Below are 20,300 nucleotides of genomic sequence, written 5' to 3' on the forward strand. Positions count from 1 at the left end.
CGGACCGGCCCATCGTTACCGGCCGAGTCTATAACGCCGCCAATCCGGTTCCCTACCCGCTGCCCGAGCACAAGACGCGCACGGTCTTCAAATCCCTCTCATCCCCGGGGGGCCAGGGCTTCAATGAATTTCGGGTGGAGGACAAAAAAGGCCGGGAGGAGATCTACGTTCACGCCGAAAAGGACGTGAATGTCTACGTCAAGAACGACTGGAAAGAACACATCCTCCATGATCAGCATCGCACCGTGGACAATTTTTCGTATTCGTTGGTCAAGGGCGAAGATCAGCAGACGGTAGAGAAGGACCGCAAGATCGAGCTTCTGGCCGACGATCATCTGACGGTCAGAGGCAGCAGCCACACGCACGTCCAGGAGAAGTGGCTTGTCCGTGCAGGCCGAGAGGTCCACGGGACGGCGGGCCGCAAGGCGGTCATCGAGGCCGGCGCGGAACTGACCATCAAGGCCGGCGGCAGCTTCATCAGGATCGACTCGTCAGGGGTGTACGTCGGGGGCGCGAAGGTCAGGATCAACTCGGGTGGGAGTCCGGGGACGGGTTCGGGGGCGAGGCCGCTTTTGCCTGCAATGTCGCAGACGGTGGAAAAAGGCATAGATGTGCAGCGATCCGCCATACGGGAACCTTCCATGGCCAACAGCCTGGACAAGTCTCAGGCCTGGGCTTCGGGCGTCTGCATGGTTTGCGAAGAATCCAGGGGCCGGAAGCAGCCGGGGGGCGCCGATGTCGAATGATATCTTGAAAGGTTCTGTTTCGGATTGCGTCACGCAGACGCATGGTCCCCGTGAATTCGAGGAGTGGCGCGCCGGAATCAGAGACCGGATGACCCGGGAAAACAGTCGAAAATGGTGCGCTGTCATCGATCCCGCCTCGGACCCCGATCTTCCCGGCCTGCTCTGGACTCACCAGGAACGTGAAGAAATCTGGCCGCTGTTCATGAACACCATGTTGTCTGAAATCAGCCTCAAGGGACCGATTTTCGTCGCGCTCCAGCCTGGCGGAAAAATCGCGGACTGGTTGCTGACCAATGCGGAAATTTCCCCCATCGGTGTCCTTTATGCCGTGGCCGAAGGAAAGGAGAACGACCTCTTCGAGCACCTTCAGAATCTGCTGGAAATTCCCCTGCCCGATGCCGGAACCGGGCTCCTGCGATTCTACGATCCTCGTGTCCTGCATGCCCTGACCTACTTTGGGGACAAAACATGGTGCCGTCGGGCCGTCGGGCCGGCCGAGTGCCTGCATGCCTGGGAGCCGGGCAGGGCGGAAGCCCTTGAGCTGCGCGAAGGCACACCGGAAATCCTCCGGGAATGCCCATCGGAACCACTACAGCATAACCTCCTGAATTTCATGGCCCGGCACAATGCGCCGTACGCAGTGCTCCATGAGGCGTCGACCCTGAAACAGGCCAGCCGGCTCACGGACATGCCTGTCCCAGAGGCATTCTTCTTTGTGGAAAACGTATGCCGGTCCCTGGATGACCTCGGCATCTGCGGGATGGCCGACATGGCTGCCGGTGTGGCCTACTGCCTTGACGTGGGCGCAAACATCTTTGGGACCACTTCCGTAGCCCAATGGATGAAGGCGTCGGACACAACGAGGCCCTTTCCGGAACTGCTGGCAAACCTCCCCGATGAATTGTCCGGGGAGTGAGTACGGAACCTGTCATGAAGATTCCGCCTCCCGCCAAGTCCGTCCTCATCATCGCCGTCCTGTACCTTGCGGCCTGGTCGCTGACCGTTGCCATCAAATGGCGCAGCGAGCCCATGATCGAATCTACGGGAGCCTGGGCGCAGGGGGAGGTCTGGATCGAATACGTTGAATTTGACAATCGATGGGCGGGGTCAAGCGGCAATGCCGGATGGCGGGGGACGTTGTCGCGAGGGTATATTCCCCCAAAGGAATTAGGGGCACCTGCTTCCAAAGGATCGGCGACCAACAGCCCCCTGCCAGTCCCAAAGCATGCCTTCTTTCAATGGTTCAACTTCAGCCAGCAACGCTACTACGAAGCCCTCATCGATGACCCTTTCATGCCGCAGCGAGCCAAGGACTTTGCCTTCTCTCTGAACGACTGGCGGCGATTCAAATTTTCATTGGTCTATGATTTTTCTGTAAAAGGGAAAGTACGCCTTTGGCTCTACTGCACAGACCATAAAGCCCCAATAACGATACCTGAGGACAAATGGACATACACACTCCTCGGCACGGCCCAAGGGTATGAGATAGATGGAGACCCAAAAAAATTCACGAACAGAACCAAGCAGGCCCGGCAGGAATGCGGAATCCCCATGCAACCGGACCCTGCACCTGCGGCCACGCAACCCAAGCGAAAAAGCGCTTACGTGTACCAACCATATACGCCATAATGATAAGGAGACATCCCTATGGGCAGCAAATCTGCGCAATTTCTAAAAGAGCTTGAAGCCGCCACGGCGCACATTCCCAACACCCCGAATCCGGCTGTTTTGCCGTGTTCCGGACCTAGACTCTTTGTCGGCATTTTTTTCGATGGAACGGGTAACGAAAGAGTGTTCGACTCCAAACAAGTTAAAGCCGATCTCACGTGGCTAAAGGACAGCAAGGAGCGTCAGCAGAACTTGGCCCATGAAAACCTCGAGCAAAGCTTGCGCGCCGAAGCCGAAGCGGCTGCAGCGGCCGAACGGGCGCGGTCGGATGTCAGGGCATATCAGGGCGAGGCCGAACAGTTGCGGGTTCAGGCCGATCAGCTCATGAGCGAACGGCAGTCCCTTGGCAGGGAGATCACGCGCGTCAGAGTCATGGCCACCAGCGGCCGCACGGCCGCTGAGCGGGCCTCGGGCAGCGCGTCGCTTGGACAATTGCACAAACTGGAAGATCGCGCGCTTATCCGTTTGCGCCATCTGTCCATGACGCTCAAAGACGTCGAAGAACGGGCCAGGACGGCAGAGCAGCGCGCCCGGCAGTCCGATGTCGAACGCCGACGCAGGGAAGAGGCGGTGAACCAGGCCAGACGCGACTGCTATCCGGCAAGCCCGGGCATATCCGGGCTGACCAATGTGGCCAAGCTGTATTATTTGAACAGGATTACGGAGTTCACTGGAAACGACAAAGGTGAGGTATATCAAAAGATTTATATTCGAGGCGTGGGCACCAAGGAAGGCAAGGGCATCACGACCGGGGGCACCGCCAACCTGGGGTTGGCCTTTGCCGCATTCTGCGAAGGAGCTGAAGACCGGATTCCCGAGGCCAGGCAGGAGATGCTTGATATCCTCACAAACGTCTTCTCCAGCTGGGGCAGCATGCCCTCTTCAGTTACCATCGATCTGTTCGGCTTCAGCCGGGGCGCCGCCTTGGCCAGGCATTTCGTCAATGTGATCCTGGCCGGCCTGCCGGACATGAGTCAAAAGCCCGTTCCCGTCTCGGACGAATCGCTTCCGTTCGGGGAAATGGTTACCCTTCCCGACGCCGACCATGACAAGCATGGCGGTCAGAACAATGCAGCCTTGCGCTATCCGGCCCTGGCCAACGTGAGCATCCGCTTCGTTGGCCTGTTCGACACCGTGGGCTCCATCTTCATTCCCGGAAACGAAAATGAACTCTTTTACGACCTGGGTCTGCCCACGGGATGCGCCCGGAATATCGTGCACCTGGTGGCCGCCCAGGATTGGCGCGAATATTTCCCGCTCACCAGAATTCATCCCGGGGACGGCGAGGAGATTGTCCTGGCCGGGGCGCATGCGGATATCGGCGGCGGATATCAGTTGTTGGAAAAATGCGCGCTACTCATGGATGAAGAATATTGCGGTTCATTAAGTACAGACCTTGTCAACCGGCAAGGTCCATTCGTCATTCCTCAAGATCGGGAACAGCGCGCCCGCCAGGCAATACTGGAGCGTGCCCGAGGAAAAGGCATCCTTAGCGAAGAAGGGGAACTCCCGCCCCACTGGCATTTCACCCTGCACTGGGAGGTAAGCCATGATGCAGTTCCAGTCGTACACTTCTATGTGCGCCTCATGCGCGACAAGCTCACCTACAACGGGTACGCCAACGTCCCCCTGCACATCATGCACCGCAAGGCCGTGGATGCAGGAGTCCCGTTCAAAACTCTGGATGAAACTGATCCGCTCCACATTGTTCCCGAAGACCTGCAGCACCTGGTGGACAACCCGGTTGACGAACTGCCGCAAGACTTGTGGGAAAAATACGTACATGTCTCCGCGACGGAAAACAGGTGCGTTGACCGCCTGGCCCTCAGGCCGCGGACACGGTTTCCCTACAGCATCGGGATGCAGCTCGATCCCTCGGGAAGCCGCGAAATCTACCCGAACAAGCTGGAAAAGGACGGTTCGAAATGGCCTTTGGTGCAGGCTTTGATGCAGGCGGGTCTTTAACAGGCTGTTAATCAGCGGGAATTCTTGATGAGCAGCGGCATTGCCTGTCTCGAACCCATCATCGGGGACGATGCACACCCGGGCACGGCACTGCATCCAAAACCAGATCCAACCACGTCGAGAGGAGCACCCATGACAAAACTTTTTCCGGAAATCAGCGCACCAGGCAGGACCGCAAGTCCCAGAGAACGCCTTCTGGCCAGACTGCCAGGGCAGATTCCTTTTCCTCAGGCGCCACGGGGGAAGGATGGCGGGCTGGGGTGTGCCATAACAGGCATTCTTCTTACAGGTATCTTCAATATTTTCATGTTTTTCGTGGTCAGGATGTTCGACCTGTCAGATCCAACATATAGCAATCTGTTTGTTTTTTATTATGTCATGTCATTTATATTGGGACTTTTTGCGATCATATGTGTCGTTTTCCTCATTCGAGGAATGCACTTTGCCGTCAACATGGCAATAATTTATTCTGGAATTCTGTTTATTCACAATTATTTCTTCCAGCATGCCAAGCCGGCAATGTTGTTTCCAAGATACATCGCACCAATTTCCGCTATAATTCTGTTTTATTTCATATTTTCAAAAAGAGTCAGAAATACGTATTGCTGGATAAATGGCGACAACGGCGAGGATTCAACATCCTGAAAAAACCATGGTTGTTTGCGAAATCATACCGCAGAAAAACCGCCGCGGTACATTGCAAACGGCACTCAGGGGAGGAAAAAGGATCAGCAATCCGCGCGGGGCAAGGGAAGATGGCCGGAGATTATTTTTTCTTTGCGACTTCTGGGTTGCGCCTTGATCCATCTTTCCATGGCCAAGGCCGCAGACTTGCCGTCCACTGAAGCTGAGAAGACAAGCTCCAGCGGCCCGCGGCCGCGCAGGTACTTGGCCGCCCTGGGGCCGCCGGATGCGTGTTCAATCAGGCGCCGGGCAACGTCGGTGGTGATGCCGGTGTAGAGACTCCCGTCGCCGCAGCGCAGCACGTACACGAACCAATCGGACACGGACTATGACGGCAGGGTGTTAAGAACCGAGAAGAAATGCATGGTACTGCCCGTAATGACAAAAAGGTGCCAGATGGCGTGGTTGTAGGGCAGACGATCCCAGACGTAGAAAATGACACCCAGTGTATAGGCCAGACCTCCCAGGGCCAGAAAGATAAGACTCGCCCCGGACAGGGTCGCGTACATGTCGCGCCCGATGAGGATACAGAGCCAGCCCATGCCGAGATAGATGGTCAGGGACAGGCGCTTGAAACGATACACGAAGCAGCACTTGAGCACGACTCCGGCCACCGCAAGAAGCCACACCACCCCGAACACGGTCCAGCCCACGGTTTCACGCAGGTTGACCAGCATGAAGGGCGTGTAGGTGCCGGCGATGAGCAGGAAAATGGCGCTGTGATCCAGGGTCTTCAGAATGCGCTTGGCCCGTGGCAGAGGGATGGCGTGGTACAGGGTGGACGCCATGTAGAGCAGGATGAGCGTGGCTCCGAAAATGGAGAAACTGACCACGTGCCAGGCGTCGCCCTGGGACACGGCCCGGGCGATGAGCACCACCAGGGCGGCTATGGACATTCCGGCAGCAATGGCGTGAGTGATGCTGTTGGCGATCTCCTCGCCTTGGGAATACTCGGAAACGGACCGTTCCATGTTCATATAATCCTCCATCCCCAGGCCTTGGCCCTCAGGGGTTGTCACCGTCTCCTACCGCATCGCGAAAGGAATTGTCCACATCGGACGCAAAATCGTTTATCCAGTAAATCCGGTCGGCCCGGCATTGCAGCTCCGAGGAGACCCCGTCCCTGAAGACCACGAGCTCTATGCTCTTGCCCTGCTCCGAGAGATGTTCCACTGCGTCGAGCAGGTCCGAATCGCCGGAGGACAGCATGAGCGTGTCGTAATTGCGCTGATGAATGAGCGACAGGGTGGCGATGGCCACATCCACGCCCTTCTGGATCTCGTTGAAGACCCGATGCGTGAAATCCCCGGTCTGATTCTGGCACCTGAGCGACACCTTCTGGCCGCACTCCTCGCAATAGGCCTTGTCGGCGCGCTGCTGCTTGAGCGTATAGAACTTGGTGATGATCTTGGGCCCAAACGGCGGCCCGCTGCGCAGCCAGCGATGAAAATTGTCCTGCCCGTCCGAAGGCGGATTGGGCGTGGAGTTGAGATAATAGGCCCGCCAGATGAGGCCGTCCTGCTCCAAATGGTTTCTAAGGCGCAAATAGCTGAATTCATACCCGCTACGCACGCTATGCCGGGCGTTGAAAAGATAACCTGCGTCGATAAGCCAGAGTCTGCGTTTTTGGGTCATGAATCCTCGTACTTAAGTTCCAAAAAATGCTTATAAAAATACTTAGCATACTATAAAAGCGATCGCCACATGCGTTAAGCCGGAAAAGTCGGGCCGAAGCGCTCGCCGGTCAGGCATTGTCCGCCCGTTGGCGTGACAACGAAAGTATTTTCCACCCCGACCATGCCAAGTCCCTCGATGCCGATCTTGGGCTCCAGGGCCAGGACCATGTTCTCTTTCAGGGGGCGTTCGAAGGACGGGGCGATGACCGGCCATTCGTCGATGGCAAGACCGATGCCGTGCCCCAGAAATCCGACCTTGTTGCGGCCAAGGCCCATGAAGCCCTCGCCCATGCCATTGGCCAGCACGATGCGAATGCAGTCGCGGTACAGGTCCGCCGGGATGGCGCCGGGCACCAGGCGGCTGCTCAGATGTTCCTGGATCTGCAGGCAGAAATCCTGGGCGCGATCCGCCTCTTCGGGGATCACCGACTCTTCCGCCCAGTACACCTGGGTCTTGTCCGTGTGGTAGCCTTCAAGGCAAAACCCGCAGTCGAGGGCCAGCGGCTCCCCGCGCTGCCAGACCTTTCCGGCATAACCCAGAAAAGGAAGCACCGGATGGGCCCCGCGAAGGCCCAGGGGACCATTGAACACGCTGGGATAGTTGGCGGAATCTCCGGCCGCGACATGCCCCAGGAAAATCTCCTCACCCGCATTCTGCATGCGCATCATGCCCTGATGGCCGTGCCGGTAGAAGGCGTCCCATACGGCCAGGGCGATTTCCCGCTCGGTCATGCCTGGGCGGATAAGGTCGGGCAGGGTATCGTTCAGCGCCTGGTCGTGGCGCGCACCGGCCAGGCGCAGCTTGGCCAGCTCCCAATCGGTCTTGACGGCGCGGGTCCAGGCCAGGGCCGTGTCGCCGGGAACAAGCCTTACCCCCGGCAGCTTCGATCGCAAAAGCTCGCCCATGGACCAGCTCAGGCCCGTCATTTCGACGGCCGCCGTATCGCCGAGGGGAGCCTCGGCCTCCCGCAGCAGACCGGGTAACTGCGAATACGACTTGAACTCCATGATGCGCTCCAGCGGCGAATCGAGGCGGGCGCGCTCCACGCCCTTGCGGCACAGCAGCACGGGCTCGCCGTTCATGGGCACCCACAGCGCGCCGCTGGCCCAGGCTCCGCTCAGATGGTAGATGCCGAGGCGCGAAAAAACCAGAATCCCCGACGCTTCGGGGCAAGCTTCAGCCATGTGAACCCGCAAGCGCGAGATTCGTTCCCGGGTCTCGGACAGGGGCATTTGCTCAAGGGAAACAAAACTCATACGACCTCCTCGCACAGGGTGTAGTCCATGGTCCGCCGCCGAGGCGTGAATCCGGCGCGCTCGACCAGCCCGCGCAGCCGATCCTCGGGCAACAGAAAATGCACGCCCGTGGCCGCGACGACATTCTCTTCGAGCATGGTCGAGCCAAAATCATTGGCGCCCCAAAAGAGGGCCAGCTGGCCGATCATGGGGCCCTGGGTTACCCAGGAGGCCTGGATGTTGTCGATGTTGTCCAGATAAAGTCGGCACAGGGCCAGAAATTTGAGATATTCGTGCGACGAGGTTTCGGGCATGACCATGCGCGTGTTGCGGGGCTGAAAGGTCCAGGGGATGAAGGCCGTGAATCCGCCAGTGCGGTCCTGCAAGTCGCGCAGCCGATCAAGGTGTTCCATGCGCTGCGCAAAGGTCTCCCCCTGCCCGAACATCATGGTCGCCGTGGTGCGCATGCCAAGGCCGTGCGCCGTCTCCATGACATCGATCCACTGATCCGCCGTGCATTTGCGCGGAGACACGCGCTCCCTGACCTCGTCATTGAGAATCTCGGCTCCGCCTCCGGGCATGGAATCAAGACCAGCGCGGCGCAGCTCCGTCAGGATGTCGGCCACGGAGCGCCCTTCCTTCTCGCTCAGAAACCAGACCTCGGAAGGCGAAAAACCATGCACGGCCACACCCGGAAAATGGCTCTTGAGCGTGCCCAGAAGATCGGTGTAATACCCCAGGGGCAGATCAGGATTCATCCCCCCCTGCAGCAGAATCTGATAACCGCCCACGTCCACTGTTTCCCTGACCTTGGACAGAATCTCCTCCGTGGGCAGGACGTAACCGCCCTCCTCGCCCGGGCCCTTGAAAAACGCGCAGAATTTGCAGGCGGACACGCAGACGTTGGTGTAATTGATGTTGCGATCGACAATATAGGTGACGATTCCCTCCGGATGCATTTCCATGCGACGCCGGTGGGCGAGCTTTCCGAGGGAAAAGACGTCGTTCATGTCCCAGACGTAGCGGGCCTCGTTCTTGTTCAGGCGGGTATTCATAAGCATTCCTTGGATGATGGTGGGTTGGCGAAGTGCTAGCTTTTGGCCGGGCGGGAGGTCAAGGGTTTGCAGAGCGCCATGGCGTCACGCTACCCCTGCTTGGAGCCCGGCGACCCCGCGCCCGAGGCCCTTGCCAAACTCCGCGCCTTGTGGTTCAAGTCGGGCCCAAGCAAGAGGTGACAATGACCGAATCCGTATTTGACTGCCGCATGTGCGGGCACTGCTGCCAAGGCCAGGGAGGCATCGTCGCCTCGGCCCCGGAACGTGAACGCCTGGCCGAATATCTGGGCATGGCGGTCGAGGAATTTTGTTCCCGCTACACCGAGCCCCAGGGGAAAAAACTGGTCCTGCGCTGCGGCGAGGATGGCTTCTGCGTCTTTTTCGACCCCAAGACCGCCTGCACCGTACACCCGGCCAAGCCGGACGTGTGCCGCGCCTGGCCCTTCTTCCGCGGCAATCTGGTCGACCCCGTAAGCTGGGAGCTGGCCCAGGAATACTGCCCGGGCATCCGTCCCGAATGCGGCCACGCCGAATTCGCCCGTCTGGGCATCGCCTATGTAAAAGACAACCACCTGGCCAAGACGGGCCGCGAGGACGAGGCCAACGCCCTGCGCATCGCGGACCTGGTGGACAAAATCTGATGCGTCTGTCCGAGTGCTATTCCCTGCTGGAAGTCTCTCCCGGGGCAACCCTGGACGAGATAAAGGCCAGCTACCGCAAACTGGCCTTCAAGTACCATCCGGACTTGAATCCCGGCGATGCGCGCGCGGCCCAACGTTTCAGCCGCCTGAACGAAGCCTACGTGCTGCTCAAGAAAAATCTGGAGACCGAGCCTTCCGACAAGCGGCGCTTCAATGCCGAGACCATCCGTCAGGAAGAGGAAGCCAGGGTCAAGCGCGGCGGAAAACCCTCCGGCGGATTCTCCGCCAAGCAGGAAGAAGTGCTCCGGGACATCCTCAATGACCCCTTCGCCAAGCAGGTCTTCGAGGATATTTTCAGCAAGCTCAAACGCGGGGTCCAGCCTGAAGGAGCCAGCTCACAGCCGGTCACGACAAAAAAGCTGGACCTCAAGTGGGGGGAACGCGCCCTCAGCATCGATCTCGGCAAGGGCATTGTCCAGAGCATCAAGGATTGGGCCTCCGGCCAGCTCGACGACCGTCAGACCGTGCGCATGCCCGCCCGCGACCTCATCCCCGGCACCACCCTGCGGGTTCAGATCCGGCACCGCTTCACAGCCGAACCCCGTACCATAGACGTAACCCTGCCCCCGGACTTCGTGGTCGGGAGGCCCATCCGCCTCAAGGGCATGGGCCGGAAACTCGGCCCTTGGCGGGGCGATCTTTATCTACGATTGCTGGCTGTCTAAAAAAAATGGGACGTATGGGACCCATGGGACGCATAAAAAAACGCGGCCCCTGCCTTCCCACGGACATGGGCCGGCGACTCGGCCCATGGCAGGGCGATACTTTATCTGCGATCGCTGGCTGTCTAAAAAAATGGGGCGCATGGGCCCCATGGAACGCACAAAACCACGCACCCCCGTCCATTCCATAGGTCCTATAGGTCCCATACGACCCATAGGACCCATAACCCCCATTCTTTTCACTCCCCGACCAAGCCCTCGATCACTTCCGTGCCCTTGGGCGGATCCAGGGTGAATTCCTTGTCCGACACCTCCACATCAAGCTCGATGCCGGTCAGTTCAAGTTCGTTCACGTTTCCGAAGAAATCCACAAGCTTGATCTTCTCAAGCATGTCCTGGCCTGGCCGGACCCAGAGTTCTCCCTCGACCAGATTGGGCTCGGGTTCCCGGGGGATGATCTTAAGATGCCGAAAATCCCCGTCCGCGCCCAGATCCTGAACGATGAAGTCATCCTTCAGATTGGCCTCGCCGGACAGAAAGCGGATCATGGTCTTGGAACTCAAAACCTGCTCCACCGAATAGCGGTAAACAGTCTCCTCGGCAGGGAAATATTCCCAGACCGTGTCCTGGCCGATGATGAGCAGCTCGTTTTCGGGACTGGTCGTTTCCCAGCGGATGAAGCGGGGGCGTTTGAAGGTAATGCTGCCCAGCCTTTCCTGCACCTCGCGGCTGGAGGCGTTGGTCAGTTTCTGCAGAAAAAAACCCCGAAAAGACTGCAAAGTATCATATCGCTTTTGGATCTGATCGCTCAAATCCGCAGCCTGTGCGCACCAGACGCTGGTCAGGACGATAAAAAGCCCCATAAAAAAGCGCGGCACACGAACCTCCTGGTTGATGTTGCTTTCAAGATTCATTGGACGTATCGGATGATCCCTTTACGCCACTTGGGCAAATACAGAGTTTCCTCACGGTTGTTAAGCGATGAACCCAGACCCAAAAAAAAATTCCCTTCCGCCATTCGCCCCGGCCCTGCCTGCCCTGGCACTGCTGACAACGGTCTTTCTCGCCAATTTTCTGGCGCGGACCATGTTCGGCCCCCTGCTGCTCCCGATCAGCGAACATCTTGGCCGCAGCCTTGCCGCCAGCGCCAACCTCTTTGTCTGTCTCGCGGGCGGATACAGCGTCTCCGTCCTCTGCGCGGGATTCGTATCCCAGCGCCTCGGGCACAAGGGCACCATCGTCGCATCGGTGGCCGGCATCGGTATTGGCCTTCTGGGACTGGCGGGAAGCGACTCGTTCACCAGCTTTTCGATCTGGATCACCCTCATGGGCATCGGAGCGGGGCTGTACATGCCATCAGGCGTGGTGACCATCACCGAGATCACCCCTTCGGCCTATTGGGGCCAAGCATTCTCCATCCACGAACTGGCGCCGAACCTGGCCTTCATTGCCGCACCCTTCATCAGCGAACTGTTCCTCGGATTCCTTGGCTATCCAGCCCTTTTCCGCCTGCTCGGAGTCGCGTGCCTGATCCTGGCCGTGGTCTATGCCCGGCGCGGGCCTCGGACCGTGCGTCCGGGCATGGCGCCCGTGCTCGGCAACATAAAGACCATCGTGACCAGACCCGCTTTCTGGATCATGGCCCTGCTCTTTGTCCTGGCCGTAGGCGTGGAAATGGGCATCTACAATCTGGTGCCCGCGTTTCTGGTCATGGAAAAGGGAACCACCCGGGAAATGGCGAACATCATCCTGGGCTGTTCGCGCACCGCGTCCCTTGTCTTTCTGCCCACCACGGGATGGATCATCCGGCGCATCGGCTATCGCCGCACTCTGGCCATTTGCCTGCTGGGCACGGGCCTGACGACGTTCCTGGCCGGATACGGCCCGCTGTGGTGGACAGTGACCATGCTGACCCTGCAACCGATCTTCGTGGTCTGCTTCTTCCCGGTGGGATTTGCGGTCCTGGCCCTGGTCTGCCCCAAGGCCACCGGCGACCTGTCCGTATCCCTGACCGTCACGTGCACGTCCATCATCGGAGCCGGGCTCATCCCCGCCGTGCTGGCCTGGAGCGGGGAACGGTTCAGTTTTGCCCTGTCCTTCTCACTTTTTGGCGCGGCTCTGTTCGCCGCGAGCCTCATCGCCATCCTGAAACTGCGCATCCCCGAATCCTGAATAATTCCGAACCCCTGAAATAAAAAAGGCCCGCGATTGGGGCCTTATTCGTATCTGGTCCAGAGCAGAGGTTCCTCATACTGGATTCCGATGGCGTACCCTCCGGTACTGGACGGAACGCACCATTTGACCCTGGCCTTCACGTCCCGGGCCAGGCTGATCAGATCCTGCGGCAGGCGCACCATGACTCCGGCCCCTTTGTCCAGAGGTTCGTGATGGACGAAGCAGAGTCCGCCGCGACTGAAGTTGAACACCGTGGCCGGGCTGAACCCGCTTTGCAGGGAGGTGGCTATCTGCACCAGATATTTCTTTTCGTGGCGCGGCCACTGCCGCCGGTTGATATTGGGGCGGATGATGTTTGGCATGCTGGTCTCCTCGCGGCTGTTCCCAAATCTCTTCACCGAACGCATTCGCTAGCACAAAAAACCAAAAACGAACAGGTCAGGTGCTCAGTCCCGCCCGTCGCCGTAAATCTGCTTGAGCTGCTCTTCGTTCATGGAAAAGGAATGCGCTTCGTCAGGGAAGGCGCCAGCGCGGACTTCGGCGGCGTAGGCACCCAGAGCGTCCCGGGCTTTTGCACCCAACGTCTCGAACTGCTTCACGAATTTTGGCACGAAACGCTCAAAGAGTCCCAGGGTGTCGTGAAAGACCAGCACCTGTCCGTCACAGGCAGCGCCGCCGCCGATGCCAATGGTGGGAATGGAGAGGCGCTTGCTGATCAGCTCCGCGACCTGCGCCGGAATGCATTCCAGCACGATCATGAACGCCCCGGCCGCTTCAAGGGCCAGTGCGTCGTGCAGCAGCTTCCTGGCCGCCTCGGCGGTGCGCCCCTGAACTTTGTACCCGCTTAAGGACGTGGCCGACTGCGGGGTCAGTCCGATGTGTCCGCAGACGGGAATCCCGGCATTGACCAGAGCCCGGACCTGCGGCGCGATCTCTTCGCCACCCTCGATCTTGACGCCCTCGCATCCCCCTTCCTGCACCAGACGGGCCGCGTTCTCCATGGCCTGGGCCATGGATATCTGATAGGTCAGATACGGCATGTCCGTGAGCATGAAAGTGTTCTTGGCCCCGCGCCGGGCGGCGCGGGTGTGGTGGATCATGTCGGCCATGGTCACGGGCACGGTGGAATCGTAACCGAGCACGACCATCCCCAGGGAATCACCGACCAGAACGACGTCGATGCCGGACTCCTCGGCCAGGCGGCCCGAGGGATAATCGTAGGCCGTCAGCATGACTATCTTCTCGCCGTTTTTCTTCATCTGGAGGAAATCGTTCAAGGTTTTCATGCTCAGTTCTCCGCTAGGATCTGGTGATTTCGTTGTCAGCTCCAACCAGGACCACGGTGGGCTGATGGCCGGGGATCTCTTCGGGGGTCAGTTGCACATAGGAGGCGATTATGACTTTCTGGCCACGGCTGCCCTTGTGCGCGGCGGCCCCGTTCAGACAGATCTCGCCCTTCTCGCCGAGGATGACATAGGTGGAGAGGCGCTCTCCATTATCCACATTGTAGATATCGACGCGTTCGTTCAAATGAAAACCGGCGGCGCGGATGAGGTCAGGACAGATGGCCACGGAGCCCTCGTAGTCGACCTCGGCCCCGGTGATGGTGGCGCGGTGCAGTTTGGCCTGCAAAAATGTACGTAAAGGCATTTATTTCTCTAGGTTGATTCGTTTGTTGTCAATGAGCCGCGCCTTGCCGAGTCGCAGGGCCACGGCGGCCAGAAAATCGGAGCGAACGTGATCCACGGTCTCTATGGTCTCGGGATCGACCAGTTCAAGATAATCAAGCACTCCGGAAGGAATCCACGCCGCGTAATAATCCCGAACCGCCTTGCGCAGCGCGCCGCAATCCCGTTCCCCGGCCCTGACCATGCCTTCGAGCAGGCAGAGTCCCTTCTGGATATGCGGGGCCACGGCTCTTTCCTCGACAGTCAGATAAACATTGCGCGAGCTCATGGCCAGCCCATCCGATTCGCGAACGATGGGGCGCCCCTCGACACGCACCGGAATGTCCAGTTCGCGCGTCATTTTGCGAATCACGGCCACCTGCTGCCAATCCTTCTCGCCAAAGGCGGCAAAGGTCGGCTGCACGAGATTGAAAAGTTTGCAGACCACCGTGGCCACGCCCTGAAAATGCCCGGGACGCGAACGCCCGCACAGGTTTTTCGTCAATTCAGGGACATTGACCCAGGTGCCGTGGCCCGGAAGATACATGTCATCCCTGCACGGCGTGAAAAGCACGTCGACTCCGCATTCGGCGGCCAGGGCGGAGTCACGCTCGATGTCCGAGGGGTAGTTCTCCAGATCCTCGCCCGGACCGAACTGGGTCGGGTTGACGAAGATGGAGGCCACCAGCAGGTCGCAGTGTTCGCGGGCCCAGCGCATCAGGCTCAGATGTCCCTCGTGCCAATAACCCATTGTCGGCACCAGGCCGACGCAAAGCCCCTGTCTGCGCCACTCGAGCCCCAGTTCCTGCATGGACCGGGGGTTTTGGACACGCTTCATACCGCTCATTTGCCCCTCTTGGAATGCACCTGCATGTCGAAAAATTCGCACCCGCAATCACACACGATCTGATCTCCCTTGCGCCGTCCGTCCGGGTCGTCGATCACGTCATAAAGAATGCCCGTGGTCTGGTCGTACACGAACTCCATGCCGATGACATCGACCATCCCGTACAGGCCGCATTTTCTGCAAATGAAATCCCGAAAGTCACCAAAGTCAGCGTGCATCGCCTTCCTCCTGCGAGAGGCTCAGGCTCTCCAGTTGGATGTTCAGGGCCTGTGTGGAAATGTGGATCTCGCGCGTGGACAGGCCAAGGGAGACCAACAAGGCCAAAAGACTCAGTCCGAAAAGAAACTTGCCCAGGGTCACAAGCCCGGCAAAAAGACAAAACATGCACAGGACGCACAAAAAAAGGCTCACCACTCCGTAGAGCTGCATCAGCCGGATCAGGTTCACCCGCAGGCGCATGTTTTCGATCTGGGCCAAGAGGGACGAACCGTGGTTATCCTGATAGCGGTCATACAGGGTTCTGATCCTGCTGCCCAAGGCCAGAAAACGGTTGGTGAAGGCCAGCAGGATAAGCGAAATGGTCGAAAATAGCAGGGCCGGAGTGGTCAGGGTGATTTCCATGTGTATCCTTTATGAGGACTCACACACCATGCGCAGCTCTTCAAGCTCGTCCCAGCGGGTCAAGAGGGAGTCCAGCTCGGCCTCCAGGACCTCAAGCCGGACGGCCGCGGCCGCGACGACAGTGTGATCGTTGGTGTAAAATTGGGGATCGTTCATCTGTTCCTGCAGGGCCGCGATGTCGGCTTCAAGTGCCTCGATGCGTCCGGGCAAGGCGTCGAGCTCCAGATTTTCCTTGTAAGTCAGCTTGCGGGTCTTGGCCACCCTTGGCTTTGCAGCCTTGGGCAGGACTGGCTCGGGCTCCGCGACCTGCGGCCGCTGCAAAAGCCAGTCGTCGTAGCCGCCGGCGTACTCGACCACCCGCCCCTGACCTTCGAAAACCAGGCAGGAGGTGACCGTGTTGTTCAGAAATTCGCGGTCATGGCTGACCACGAGCACGGTGCCCGGAAAATCGCCGATAAGCTCCTCCAGAAGCTCAAGGGTCTCCTGGTCCAGGTCGTTGGTCGGTTCGTCCAGAACGAGCACGTTGCAGGGCCGGGTGAAGAGCTTTGCCAGGAGCAGCCGGTTGCGCTCCCCGCCGGACAGGAGCCCCACGGGAGTCTGGGCGCGGTCCGGGGTGAAGAGAAAATCCTTCAGGTAGCCGATGACGTGGCGGCGGTTTTCGTTCACGTCGATGTAGTCCGCACCCTCGCCGACGATCTCGCGCGCGGTCTTGGTCTCGTCGAGCAGGGAGCGCATCTGGTCCGAATAGGCGACCTCAAGGTGCGTGCCCTGCCGGACCTTGCCGCTCTGGGGGGCAAGATCTCCTAGGAGCAGCTTCAGGAGCGTGGTCTTGCCCGCGCCGTTGGGACCGACGATGCCGACCTTGTCGCCGCGCATGATGTTGGCCGAAAAATCGCGAATGACCGGCTCGTCACCCCAGGCGTAGGAAATGTTCGTGACCTCCAGGACCAGACCTCCGGTCTTGCGGCCCTCCTGGATCTGCATGGACACCGTGCCCGTCCGCTCGCGGCGCTGACTGCGCTCGGCGCGCATGGCCTGCAGGGCGCGCACGCGTCCTTCATTTCGCGTACGGCGGGCTTTGATGCCCTTTCTGATCCAGATCTCCTCTTCCTTGAGCTTCTGGTCGAACTTGCGCCACAGGGTCTCCTCCGTGGCCAGCACGTCCTCCTTGCGCTGCAGAAAAGTGTCGTAATCGCAGGCCCAGTCGACCAGCACCCCGCGGTCCAGTTCCAGAATGCGATTGGCCACGTGGCGCAGGAACATGCGGTCATGGGTGACGAAAAAAAGGGTTCGGGACTGCTTGACCAGAAAATCCTCCAGCCAGCGGATGGCATCCACATCCAGATGGTTGGTCGGCTCGTCGAGAAAAAGGATATCCGGCTCTCCGGCCAGGGCCCGGGCCAGAAGGGTCTTGCGCTTCACACCGCCGGACAGGGAGGTGAACTGCGCTTCGGGGTCCAGACCCAGATGGGTGATGACCGTGTCGATCTTGCGGGTCAGGCTCCAGCCGGCCTGCTCGTCAAGCAGGCGGTGTGCCCGCGCAAGCAGCGCCGGATCGATGCAGATGTCGTCATGCCCTTCGTGTCGCAAGGCCGCCAGGCAAAGCCCGGCCTCTCCGGCTCCGGAAGCGACCACGTCATAGACCGTGCCCGTGAGGTCCGAGGGAACCTCCTGCGGCAGGGAGGCCGTGACCAGCCCCTTGCCAAGCCCCACCTCGCCCGAATCGGGGGTGATTTCGCGGGACAGGATGCGCATGAGCGTGGACTTGCCCTCGCCGTTACGGCCAAGGAGACAGATGCGTTCACCCGCATGGATCTGCAGGCTGATGTTGTCCAAAAGGAGCGGACCGGAAAATGAAAGGGATATGTTGCTTGCGCTGATGAGTGCCATGAATTGAGGGAAAGCGGGTTGGTTGTTCGGACGCCCCGACTACTAGGAAGAATCACCCGGATTGTCCAGAAGGGAATCTAGCGCCTGAAAAGCCTGATCCAGCGCAGGACGTTGAACATGCTGGCCAGGGCCTGCGCCAGGTAGGTCAGGGCGCAGGCCGTCAAGATCCGACGGGCCGCCCTCTCGTCCTCGGGCGGGATGTACCTTCCGGCCTTGAGTAGCGGGAGGGCGCGGTTGAAGCTCGCGTCCAGCTCCACGGGCAGGGTCACCAGATGGACGATGACCGGGATGCCGAGCACAAGGACCGCGCTGACCAGCAGCAGGCGGCCGATCAGGGGCACTTGCAGGGCCGCGCCCAAAAGCGGGACGACCATGATCGCCGCGGCTCCGATGCGCTCGGCCCAGATTCCGAACCTGACCAGCCCCGTGCGAAAACGCAGCAGCCCGTCCCCGGATTGATCCTGCAGGGCGTGCCCCACTTCGTGCGCGGCCACGACCACGGCGGTCAGCGAACGCTTGCCGGTACTGGCGGGGTTGAGCCGCACCACCTTTTCGGCGGGATCGTAATGATCGCCAAGCTCCGTGGTCTCCACCCGCACGCCGTCGAGGTTCAGGTCGCGGACCAGAATTCCGGCCAGGTCAATGCCGGTCCCTGAAAAGTATTCATCCCGGCCATACCGTTCGAGGACGTGCCGGGCCCACAGCCCAGGCAAGGCTATAAGCGCAACCAGCACCAGCAGCCCGACAACATAGGGCATCAGATCCTGCCCACGGGAGCCAGGTACAGGGCGAACTCGTCTTCTCCGTCCACGCCCAGGAGCTCGTCCAGGGCCTGCTGGTGAAAGGCCGCCACCGCGCAGGTGCCACAACCCACCGCCTGCGTCGCCAGATACAGGTTCTGGCAGACGTGCCCGGCATCAAGAGCGATGACCCGGTGGGCGGCCGCCATGTAGCGCCACTCCATCCGGTATGGAATTGTCGCCCAGACCAGCACCACGGGCGCCTTGGCCACGAAGCCCTGCATGAGCACGGCCTCGTGCTGACGAGCGCTGAAATCAGCCCCGGCCGGGGATTCCAGCACCAGGGCGTGCTCTAGGGGCAGGTAACGGTACACGCCCCGCTCAAAAGATTCGCAGTTGTTGACCAGCACGTATGTTTCCAGGGCATGCCTGCATCCGGCCGAAGGGACGGTGCGGAACACGCTGGCCGCTCCCCTCTTCCCGCGCACCCCCTGCACGGCCCAGAGCAGAAAGCCGAGCTCTTCGGGACCCAGCGGCTCATCGCGCCAGGCCCGGTGGCTCTTGCGATCGGCCAGGGCGCGGGCCAGATCAACGCGCCCGGCAAAGGCCGTGGCCGGATCGTCCGGCAGCGCAATCAGCGTCTGATCCGCCCGGACAGGCTTCTGCACCGGAGGCGGCGCGATGCCTCGATTCTGGTCCGAGCGGGAAAAATCGAGCTGCAACCGCAAATCATCCTTCAAAAAATCGCGCATGGTCCGCATGTTCATGAGCCGCCCTCCCCCGCAGGTTTGACAATCAACTCAGGCAGGGCAGGCGCCAGCACCAGACGGCGATAATAGGCCAGCGCCAGACAGGTCATGGGCAGGGCGATCAAAAGGCCGAGCATCCCCAGAAGCTTGCCCCAGACCGAAAGCGAGAGGAGCATCACGGCCGGGGACAGGCCCATGGCCTTGCCCAGAATGCGCGGCACGAGCACCGCGTCCTGGATGATCTGCACGACCACGAAGACAAGGCCGGTCAGCCCCATGACCACCCAGAAGGACTGGCCGGTCTCAAGAGCGTGAATGGCGGCCAACACGACGGCCGGGATGAGCCCCAGCAACTGGAGATAGGGCACAAGATTGAGCAGCCCGACGAAAAATCCGAGCAAGATGCCCATGGGCAGGCCAATCAGGGAAAAACCGGTGGCGAAAAAAATTCCGAGAATGCCCGCGATGGTCGTCTGGCCTCGAAAATAGCGATTCATGGCCAGATCGAATTCCTCGACGAAAGACACGACGCCCTCGCGGTACTGGGGCGGTATCAACTCTTTCCAGGCGACCCGCACCTTCTGAAAATCCATGAGCAGAAAGATGAGGTACAGGAGAACCACGGCCGGCACGACAAGCGCCATGAGCACGCTGTAGGTGCCGCTGATGATCCCCATGAGTCCGGGCAGGACCCTGCGCAGGGTGGCCTGGGCCATGGAGATGAAGCTGTCGGTGCGAAAGAAGTCCCGCACCTCGGGCGTGTTGAAATAATCCCGCAGGGCCTGCCACACGTCCGGCGGCAGACGGTTGGCGGCTTCCTCGGCCAGCTTGGAGTTGCTGACCAGATCGGAGATGAGCCGCCCCATGTGCGCCACCTCGCGCCCCATGAGCGGGATGACGATCCAGCAAAGCCCGCCGACCGCTACAAGGAAAAAAAACAGGGTCAGACCTATGGCCAGCCCCCTGCTCTTCACGAGCATCTGCACGCGGTGCACCAGCGGATTGAGAATGTAGGCCAGGAGCAGGGCTACGGCAAAGGGGATGAGCACGTCGCTGAGGTATCCAAGGGTGGTGATGACGCCCCAGAGCAGCCCTGCGGCCAGAGCCATGCGCACGACGCGGTCGAAGGAATACGGAGTCTTGTCGAGAATCATCAGCCCTCCCGAGGCTTGACGGAACGAAAAATACACAGGAACCCGCCTGTCACGATTGCGGATA

General features: G+C 60.0%; 24 protein-coding genes. 8 read left to right on the top strand and 16 right to left on the bottom strand.

The window, feature by feature from the left end; all coding sequences use genetic code 11:
- From BMZ24_RS19810 to BMZ24_RS11320, 5 genes are all read left to right on the top strand, one after another.
- A partial coding sequence (locus BMZ24_RS19810; protein ID WP_425266273.1) for a bacteriophage T4 gp5 trimerisation domain-containing protein occupies nt 1-746 on the top strand: 746 nt, incomplete at its 5' end.
- Nucleotides 736-1,662: a DUF4123 domain-containing protein gene (locus tag BMZ24_RS11305; RefSeq protein WP_161949133.1), complete on the top strand. Its 927-nt coding sequence runs from the start codon at nt 736-738 to the stop codon at nt 1,660-1,662. The genes BMZ24_RS19810 and BMZ24_RS11305, both read left to right, overlap by 11 nt.
- A gap of 14 nt (nt 1,663-1,676) precedes the next feature.
- The gene (locus BMZ24_RS11310) at nt 1,677-2,375 is read left to right on the top strand and encodes a hypothetical protein (protein WP_092192345.1); all 699 of its coding nucleotides are present in this window, start codon (nt 1,677-1,679) and stop codon (nt 2,373-2,375) included.
- Nucleotides 2,376-2,393: 18 nt separating this feature from the next.
- A complete protein-coding gene (locus BMZ24_RS11315; protein ID WP_092192347.1) occupies nt 2,394-4,379 on the top strand; it encodes a T6SS phospholipase effector Tle1-like catalytic domain-containing protein in 1,986 nt (661 codons plus the stop codon).
- Between the two features lie 27 nt (nt 4,380-4,406).
- Entirely contained in the window at nt 4,407-5,024 is a 618-nt protein-coding gene (locus tag BMZ24_RS11320) for a hypothetical protein (RefSeq protein ID WP_143077889.1), read from the top strand.
- A gap of 83 nt (nt 5,025-5,107) precedes the next feature.
- Here the strand turns inward: BMZ24_RS11320 and BMZ24_RS11325 are convergent, their stop codons facing one another.
- From BMZ24_RS11325 to mqnC, 5 genes are all read right to left on the bottom strand, one after another.
- Nucleotides 5,108-5,386: a GIY-YIG nuclease family protein gene (locus BMZ24_RS11325; protein WP_092192351.1), complete on the bottom strand. Its 279-nt coding sequence runs from the start codon at nt 5,384-5,386 to the stop codon at nt 5,108-5,110.
- Between the two features lie 3 nt (nt 5,387-5,389).
- Nucleotides 5,390-6,040, bottom strand: a complete 651-nt coding sequence (gene trhA, locus BMZ24_RS11330; protein WP_244150343.1) for a PAQR family membrane homeostasis protein TrhA — start codon at nt 6,038-6,040, stop codon at nt 5,390-5,392.
- Between the two features lie 28 nt (nt 6,041-6,068).
- The gene (locus tag BMZ24_RS11335; RefSeq protein ID WP_092192353.1) at nt 6,069-6,698 is read right to left on the bottom strand and encodes an NYN domain-containing protein; all 630 of its coding nucleotides are present in this window, start codon (nt 6,696-6,698) and stop codon (nt 6,069-6,071) included.
- A 74-nt stretch (nt 6,699-6,772) separates the two neighbouring features.
- A complete protein-coding gene (locus tag BMZ24_RS11340; protein WP_092192355.1) occupies nt 6,773-7,996 on the bottom strand; it encodes a M24 family metallopeptidase in 1,224 nt (407 codons plus the stop codon).
- Nucleotides 7,993-9,030, bottom strand: a complete 1,038-nt coding sequence (gene mqnC / locus BMZ24_RS11345) for a cyclic dehypoxanthinyl futalosine synthase (RefSeq protein WP_092192357.1) — start codon at nt 9,028-9,030, stop codon at nt 7,993-7,995. Before mqnC ends, BMZ24_RS11340 begins: the two co-directional genes overlap by 4 nt.
- A gap of 182 nt (nt 9,031-9,212) precedes the next feature.
- Here mqnC and BMZ24_RS11350 point away from each other — a divergent pair, with 182 nt between their 5' ends.
- Nucleotides 9,213-9,671: a YkgJ family cysteine cluster protein gene (locus BMZ24_RS11350; RefSeq protein ID WP_092192359.1), complete on the top strand. Its 459-nt coding sequence runs from the start codon at nt 9,213-9,215 to the stop codon at nt 9,669-9,671.
- Nucleotides 9,671-10,396, top strand: a complete 726-nt coding sequence (locus tag BMZ24_RS11355) for a J domain-containing protein (RefSeq protein WP_092192361.1) — start codon at nt 9,671-9,673, stop codon at nt 10,394-10,396. Before BMZ24_RS11350 ends, BMZ24_RS11355 begins: the two co-directional genes overlap by 1 nt.
- Before the next feature lie 236 nt (nt 10,397-10,632).
- On the opposite strand, the gene lolA is transcribed toward BMZ24_RS11355, so the two are convergent.
- Nucleotides 10,633-11,271, bottom strand: coding sequence for an outer membrane lipoprotein periplasmic chaperone LolA (gene lolA, locus BMZ24_RS11360; protein ID WP_092192652.1), 639 nt, complete (start codon nt 11,269-11,271; stop codon nt 10,633-10,635).
- Between the two features lie 103 nt (nt 11,272-11,374).
- On the opposite strand from lolA, the gene BMZ24_RS11365 reads away from it, so the two are divergent.
- Entirely contained in the window at nt 11,375-12,565 is a 1,191-nt protein-coding gene (locus BMZ24_RS11365) for an MFS transporter (protein WP_092192363.1), read from the top strand.
- A 44-nt stretch (nt 12,566-12,609) separates the two neighbouring features.
- On the opposite strand, the gene BMZ24_RS11370 is transcribed toward BMZ24_RS11365, so the two are convergent.
- From BMZ24_RS11370 to BMZ24_RS11415, 10 genes are all read right to left on the bottom strand, one after another.
- Complete coding sequence (locus BMZ24_RS11370; protein ID WP_161949134.1) at nt 12,610-12,930, bottom strand: PilZ domain-containing protein; 321 nt, start codon at nt 12,928-12,930, stop codon at nt 12,610-12,612.
- Between the two features lie 84 nt (nt 12,931-13,014).
- The gene (gene panB / locus BMZ24_RS11375) at nt 13,015-13,854 is read right to left on the bottom strand and encodes a 3-methyl-2-oxobutanoate hydroxymethyltransferase (RefSeq protein WP_092192366.1); all 840 of its coding nucleotides are present in this window, start codon (nt 13,852-13,854) and stop codon (nt 13,015-13,017) included.
- 13 nt (nt 13,855-13,867) lie between these two features.
- Complete coding sequence (gene panD / locus BMZ24_RS11380) at nt 13,868-14,218, bottom strand: aspartate 1-decarboxylase (protein ID WP_092192368.1); 351 nt, start codon at nt 14,216-14,218, stop codon at nt 13,868-13,870.
- Complete coding sequence (panC, locus tag BMZ24_RS11385) at nt 14,219-15,073, bottom strand: pantoate--beta-alanine ligase (RefSeq protein WP_167364144.1); 855 nt, start codon at nt 15,071-15,073, stop codon at nt 14,219-14,221. It lies immediately after the preceding gene.
- Between the two features lie 5 nt (nt 15,074-15,078).
- Nucleotides 15,079-15,300: a hypothetical protein gene (locus tag BMZ24_RS11390; protein WP_092192372.1), complete on the bottom strand. Its 222-nt coding sequence runs from the start codon at nt 15,298-15,300 to the stop codon at nt 15,079-15,081.
- Nucleotides 15,290-15,703 carry a DUF2721 domain-containing protein gene (locus BMZ24_RS11395; RefSeq protein WP_092192374.1) on the bottom strand — a complete coding sequence of 138 codons (414 nt, stop codon included), beginning with the start codon at nt 15,701-15,703 and terminating at the stop codon, nt 15,290-15,292. The genes BMZ24_RS11390 and BMZ24_RS11395 overlap by 11 nt, the downstream gene beginning before the upstream one ends.
- A gap of 9 nt (nt 15,704-15,712) precedes the next feature.
- Nucleotides 15,713-17,593, bottom strand: coding sequence for an ATP-binding cassette domain-containing protein (locus tag BMZ24_RS11400; RefSeq protein WP_092192376.1), 1,881 nt, complete (start codon nt 17,591-17,593; stop codon nt 15,713-15,715).
- Nucleotides 17,594-17,670: 77 nt separating this feature from the next.
- Entirely contained in the window at nt 17,671-18,351 is a 681-nt protein-coding gene (locus BMZ24_RS11405) for a zinc metallopeptidase (RefSeq protein ID WP_092192378.1), read from the bottom strand.
- Nucleotides 18,351-19,100, bottom strand: a complete 750-nt coding sequence (locus tag BMZ24_RS11410; RefSeq protein WP_092192380.1) for a SagB/ThcOx family dehydrogenase — start codon at nt 19,098-19,100, stop codon at nt 18,351-18,353. The genes BMZ24_RS11405 and BMZ24_RS11410 overlap by 1 nt, the downstream gene beginning before the upstream one ends.
- Nucleotides 19,097-20,236, bottom strand: coding sequence for an AI-2E family transporter (locus BMZ24_RS11415; protein ID WP_092192382.1), 1,140 nt, complete (start codon nt 20,234-20,236; stop codon nt 19,097-19,099). The genes BMZ24_RS11410 and BMZ24_RS11415 overlap by 4 nt, the downstream gene beginning before the upstream one ends.
- Nucleotides 20,237-20,300 lie beyond the last annotated feature (64 nt).

It is taken from the genome of Desulfomicrobium norvegicum (assembly GCF_900114595.1).
Taxonomy (GTDB): domain Bacteria; phylum Desulfobacterota; class Desulfovibrionia; order Desulfovibrionales; family Desulfomicrobiaceae; genus Desulfomicrobium; species Desulfomicrobium macestii.

Excerpts from the sequence above, each read along its gene's own strand:
- BMZ24_RS11315 (WP_092192347.1), top strand. The coding sequence starts at position 2,394 with ATGGGCAGCAAATCTGCGCAATTTCTAAAAGAGCTTGAAGCCGCCACG.
- panB (WP_092192366.1), bottom strand. The coding sequence starts at position 13,854 with ATGAAAACCTTGAACGATTTCCTCCAGATGAAGAAAAACGGCGAGAAG.
- BMZ24_RS11415 (WP_092192382.1), bottom strand. The coding sequence starts at position 20,236 with ATGATTCTCGACAAGACTCCGTATTCCTTCGACCGCGTCGTGCGCATG.
- BMZ24_RS11305 (WP_161949133.1), top strand. The coding sequence starts at position 736 with ATGTCGAATGATATCTTGAAAGGTTCTGTTTCGGATTGCGTCACGCAG.
- BMZ24_RS11390 (WP_092192372.1), bottom strand. The coding sequence starts at position 15,300 with ATGCACGCTGACTTTGGTGACTTTCGGGATTTCATTTGCAGAAAATGC.
- BMZ24_RS11310 (WP_092192345.1), top strand. The coding sequence starts at position 1,677 with ATGAAGATTCCGCCTCCCGCCAAGTCCGTCCTCATCATCGCCGTCCTG.
- trhA (WP_244150343.1), bottom strand. The coding sequence starts at position 6,040 with ATGAACATGGAACGGTCCGTTTCCGAGTATTCCCAAGGCGAGGAGATC.
- BMZ24_RS11355 (WP_092192361.1), top strand. The coding sequence starts at position 9,671 with ATGCGTCTGTCCGAGTGCTATTCCCTGCTGGAAGTCTCTCCCGGGGCA.
- BMZ24_RS11400 (WP_092192376.1), bottom strand. The coding sequence starts at position 17,593 with ATGGCACTCATCAGCGCAAGCAACATATCCCTTTCATTTTCCGGTCCG.
- BMZ24_RS11395 (WP_092192374.1), bottom strand. The coding sequence starts at position 15,703 with ATGGAAATCACCCTGACCACTCCGGCCCTGCTATTTTCGACCATTTCG.
- BMZ24_RS11335 (WP_092192353.1), bottom strand. The coding sequence starts at position 6,698 with ATGACCCAAAAACGCAGACTCTGGCTTATCGACGCAGGTTATCTTTTC.
- BMZ24_RS11340 (WP_092192355.1), bottom strand. The coding sequence starts at position 7,996 with ATGAGTTTTGTTTCCCTTGAGCAAATGCCCCTGTCCGAGACCCGGGAA.
- BMZ24_RS11405 (WP_092192378.1), bottom strand. The coding sequence starts at position 18,351 with ATGCCCTATGTTGTCGGGCTGCTGGTGCTGGTTGCGCTTATAGCCTTG.
- BMZ24_RS11350 (WP_092192359.1), top strand. The coding sequence starts at position 9,213 with ATGACCGAATCCGTATTTGACTGCCGCATGTGCGGGCACTGCTGCCAA.
- BMZ24_RS11365 (WP_092192363.1), top strand. The coding sequence starts at position 11,375 with ATGAACCCAGACCCAAAAAAAAATTCCCTTCCGCCATTCGCCCCGGCC.
- BMZ24_RS11410 (WP_092192380.1), bottom strand. The coding sequence starts at position 19,100 with ATGAACATGCGGACCATGCGCGATTTTTTGAAGGATGATTTGCGGTTG.
- BMZ24_RS11370 (WP_161949134.1), bottom strand. The coding sequence starts at position 12,930 with ATGCCAAACATCATCCGCCCCAATATCAACCGGCGGCAGTGGCCGCGC.
- mqnC (WP_092192357.1), bottom strand. The coding sequence starts at position 9,030 with ATGAATACCCGCCTGAACAAGAACGAGGCCCGCTACGTCTGGGACATG.
- panC (WP_167364144.1), bottom strand. The coding sequence starts at position 15,073 with ATGAAGCGTGTCCAAAACCCCCGGTCCATGCAGGAACTGGGGCTCGAG.
- BMZ24_RS11320 (WP_143077889.1), top strand. The coding sequence starts at position 4,407 with ATGAGCAGCGGCATTGCCTGTCTCGAACCCATCATCGGGGACGATGCA.
- panD (WP_092192368.1), bottom strand. The coding sequence starts at position 14,218 with ATGCCTTTACGTACATTTTTGCAGGCCAAACTGCACCGCGCCACCATC.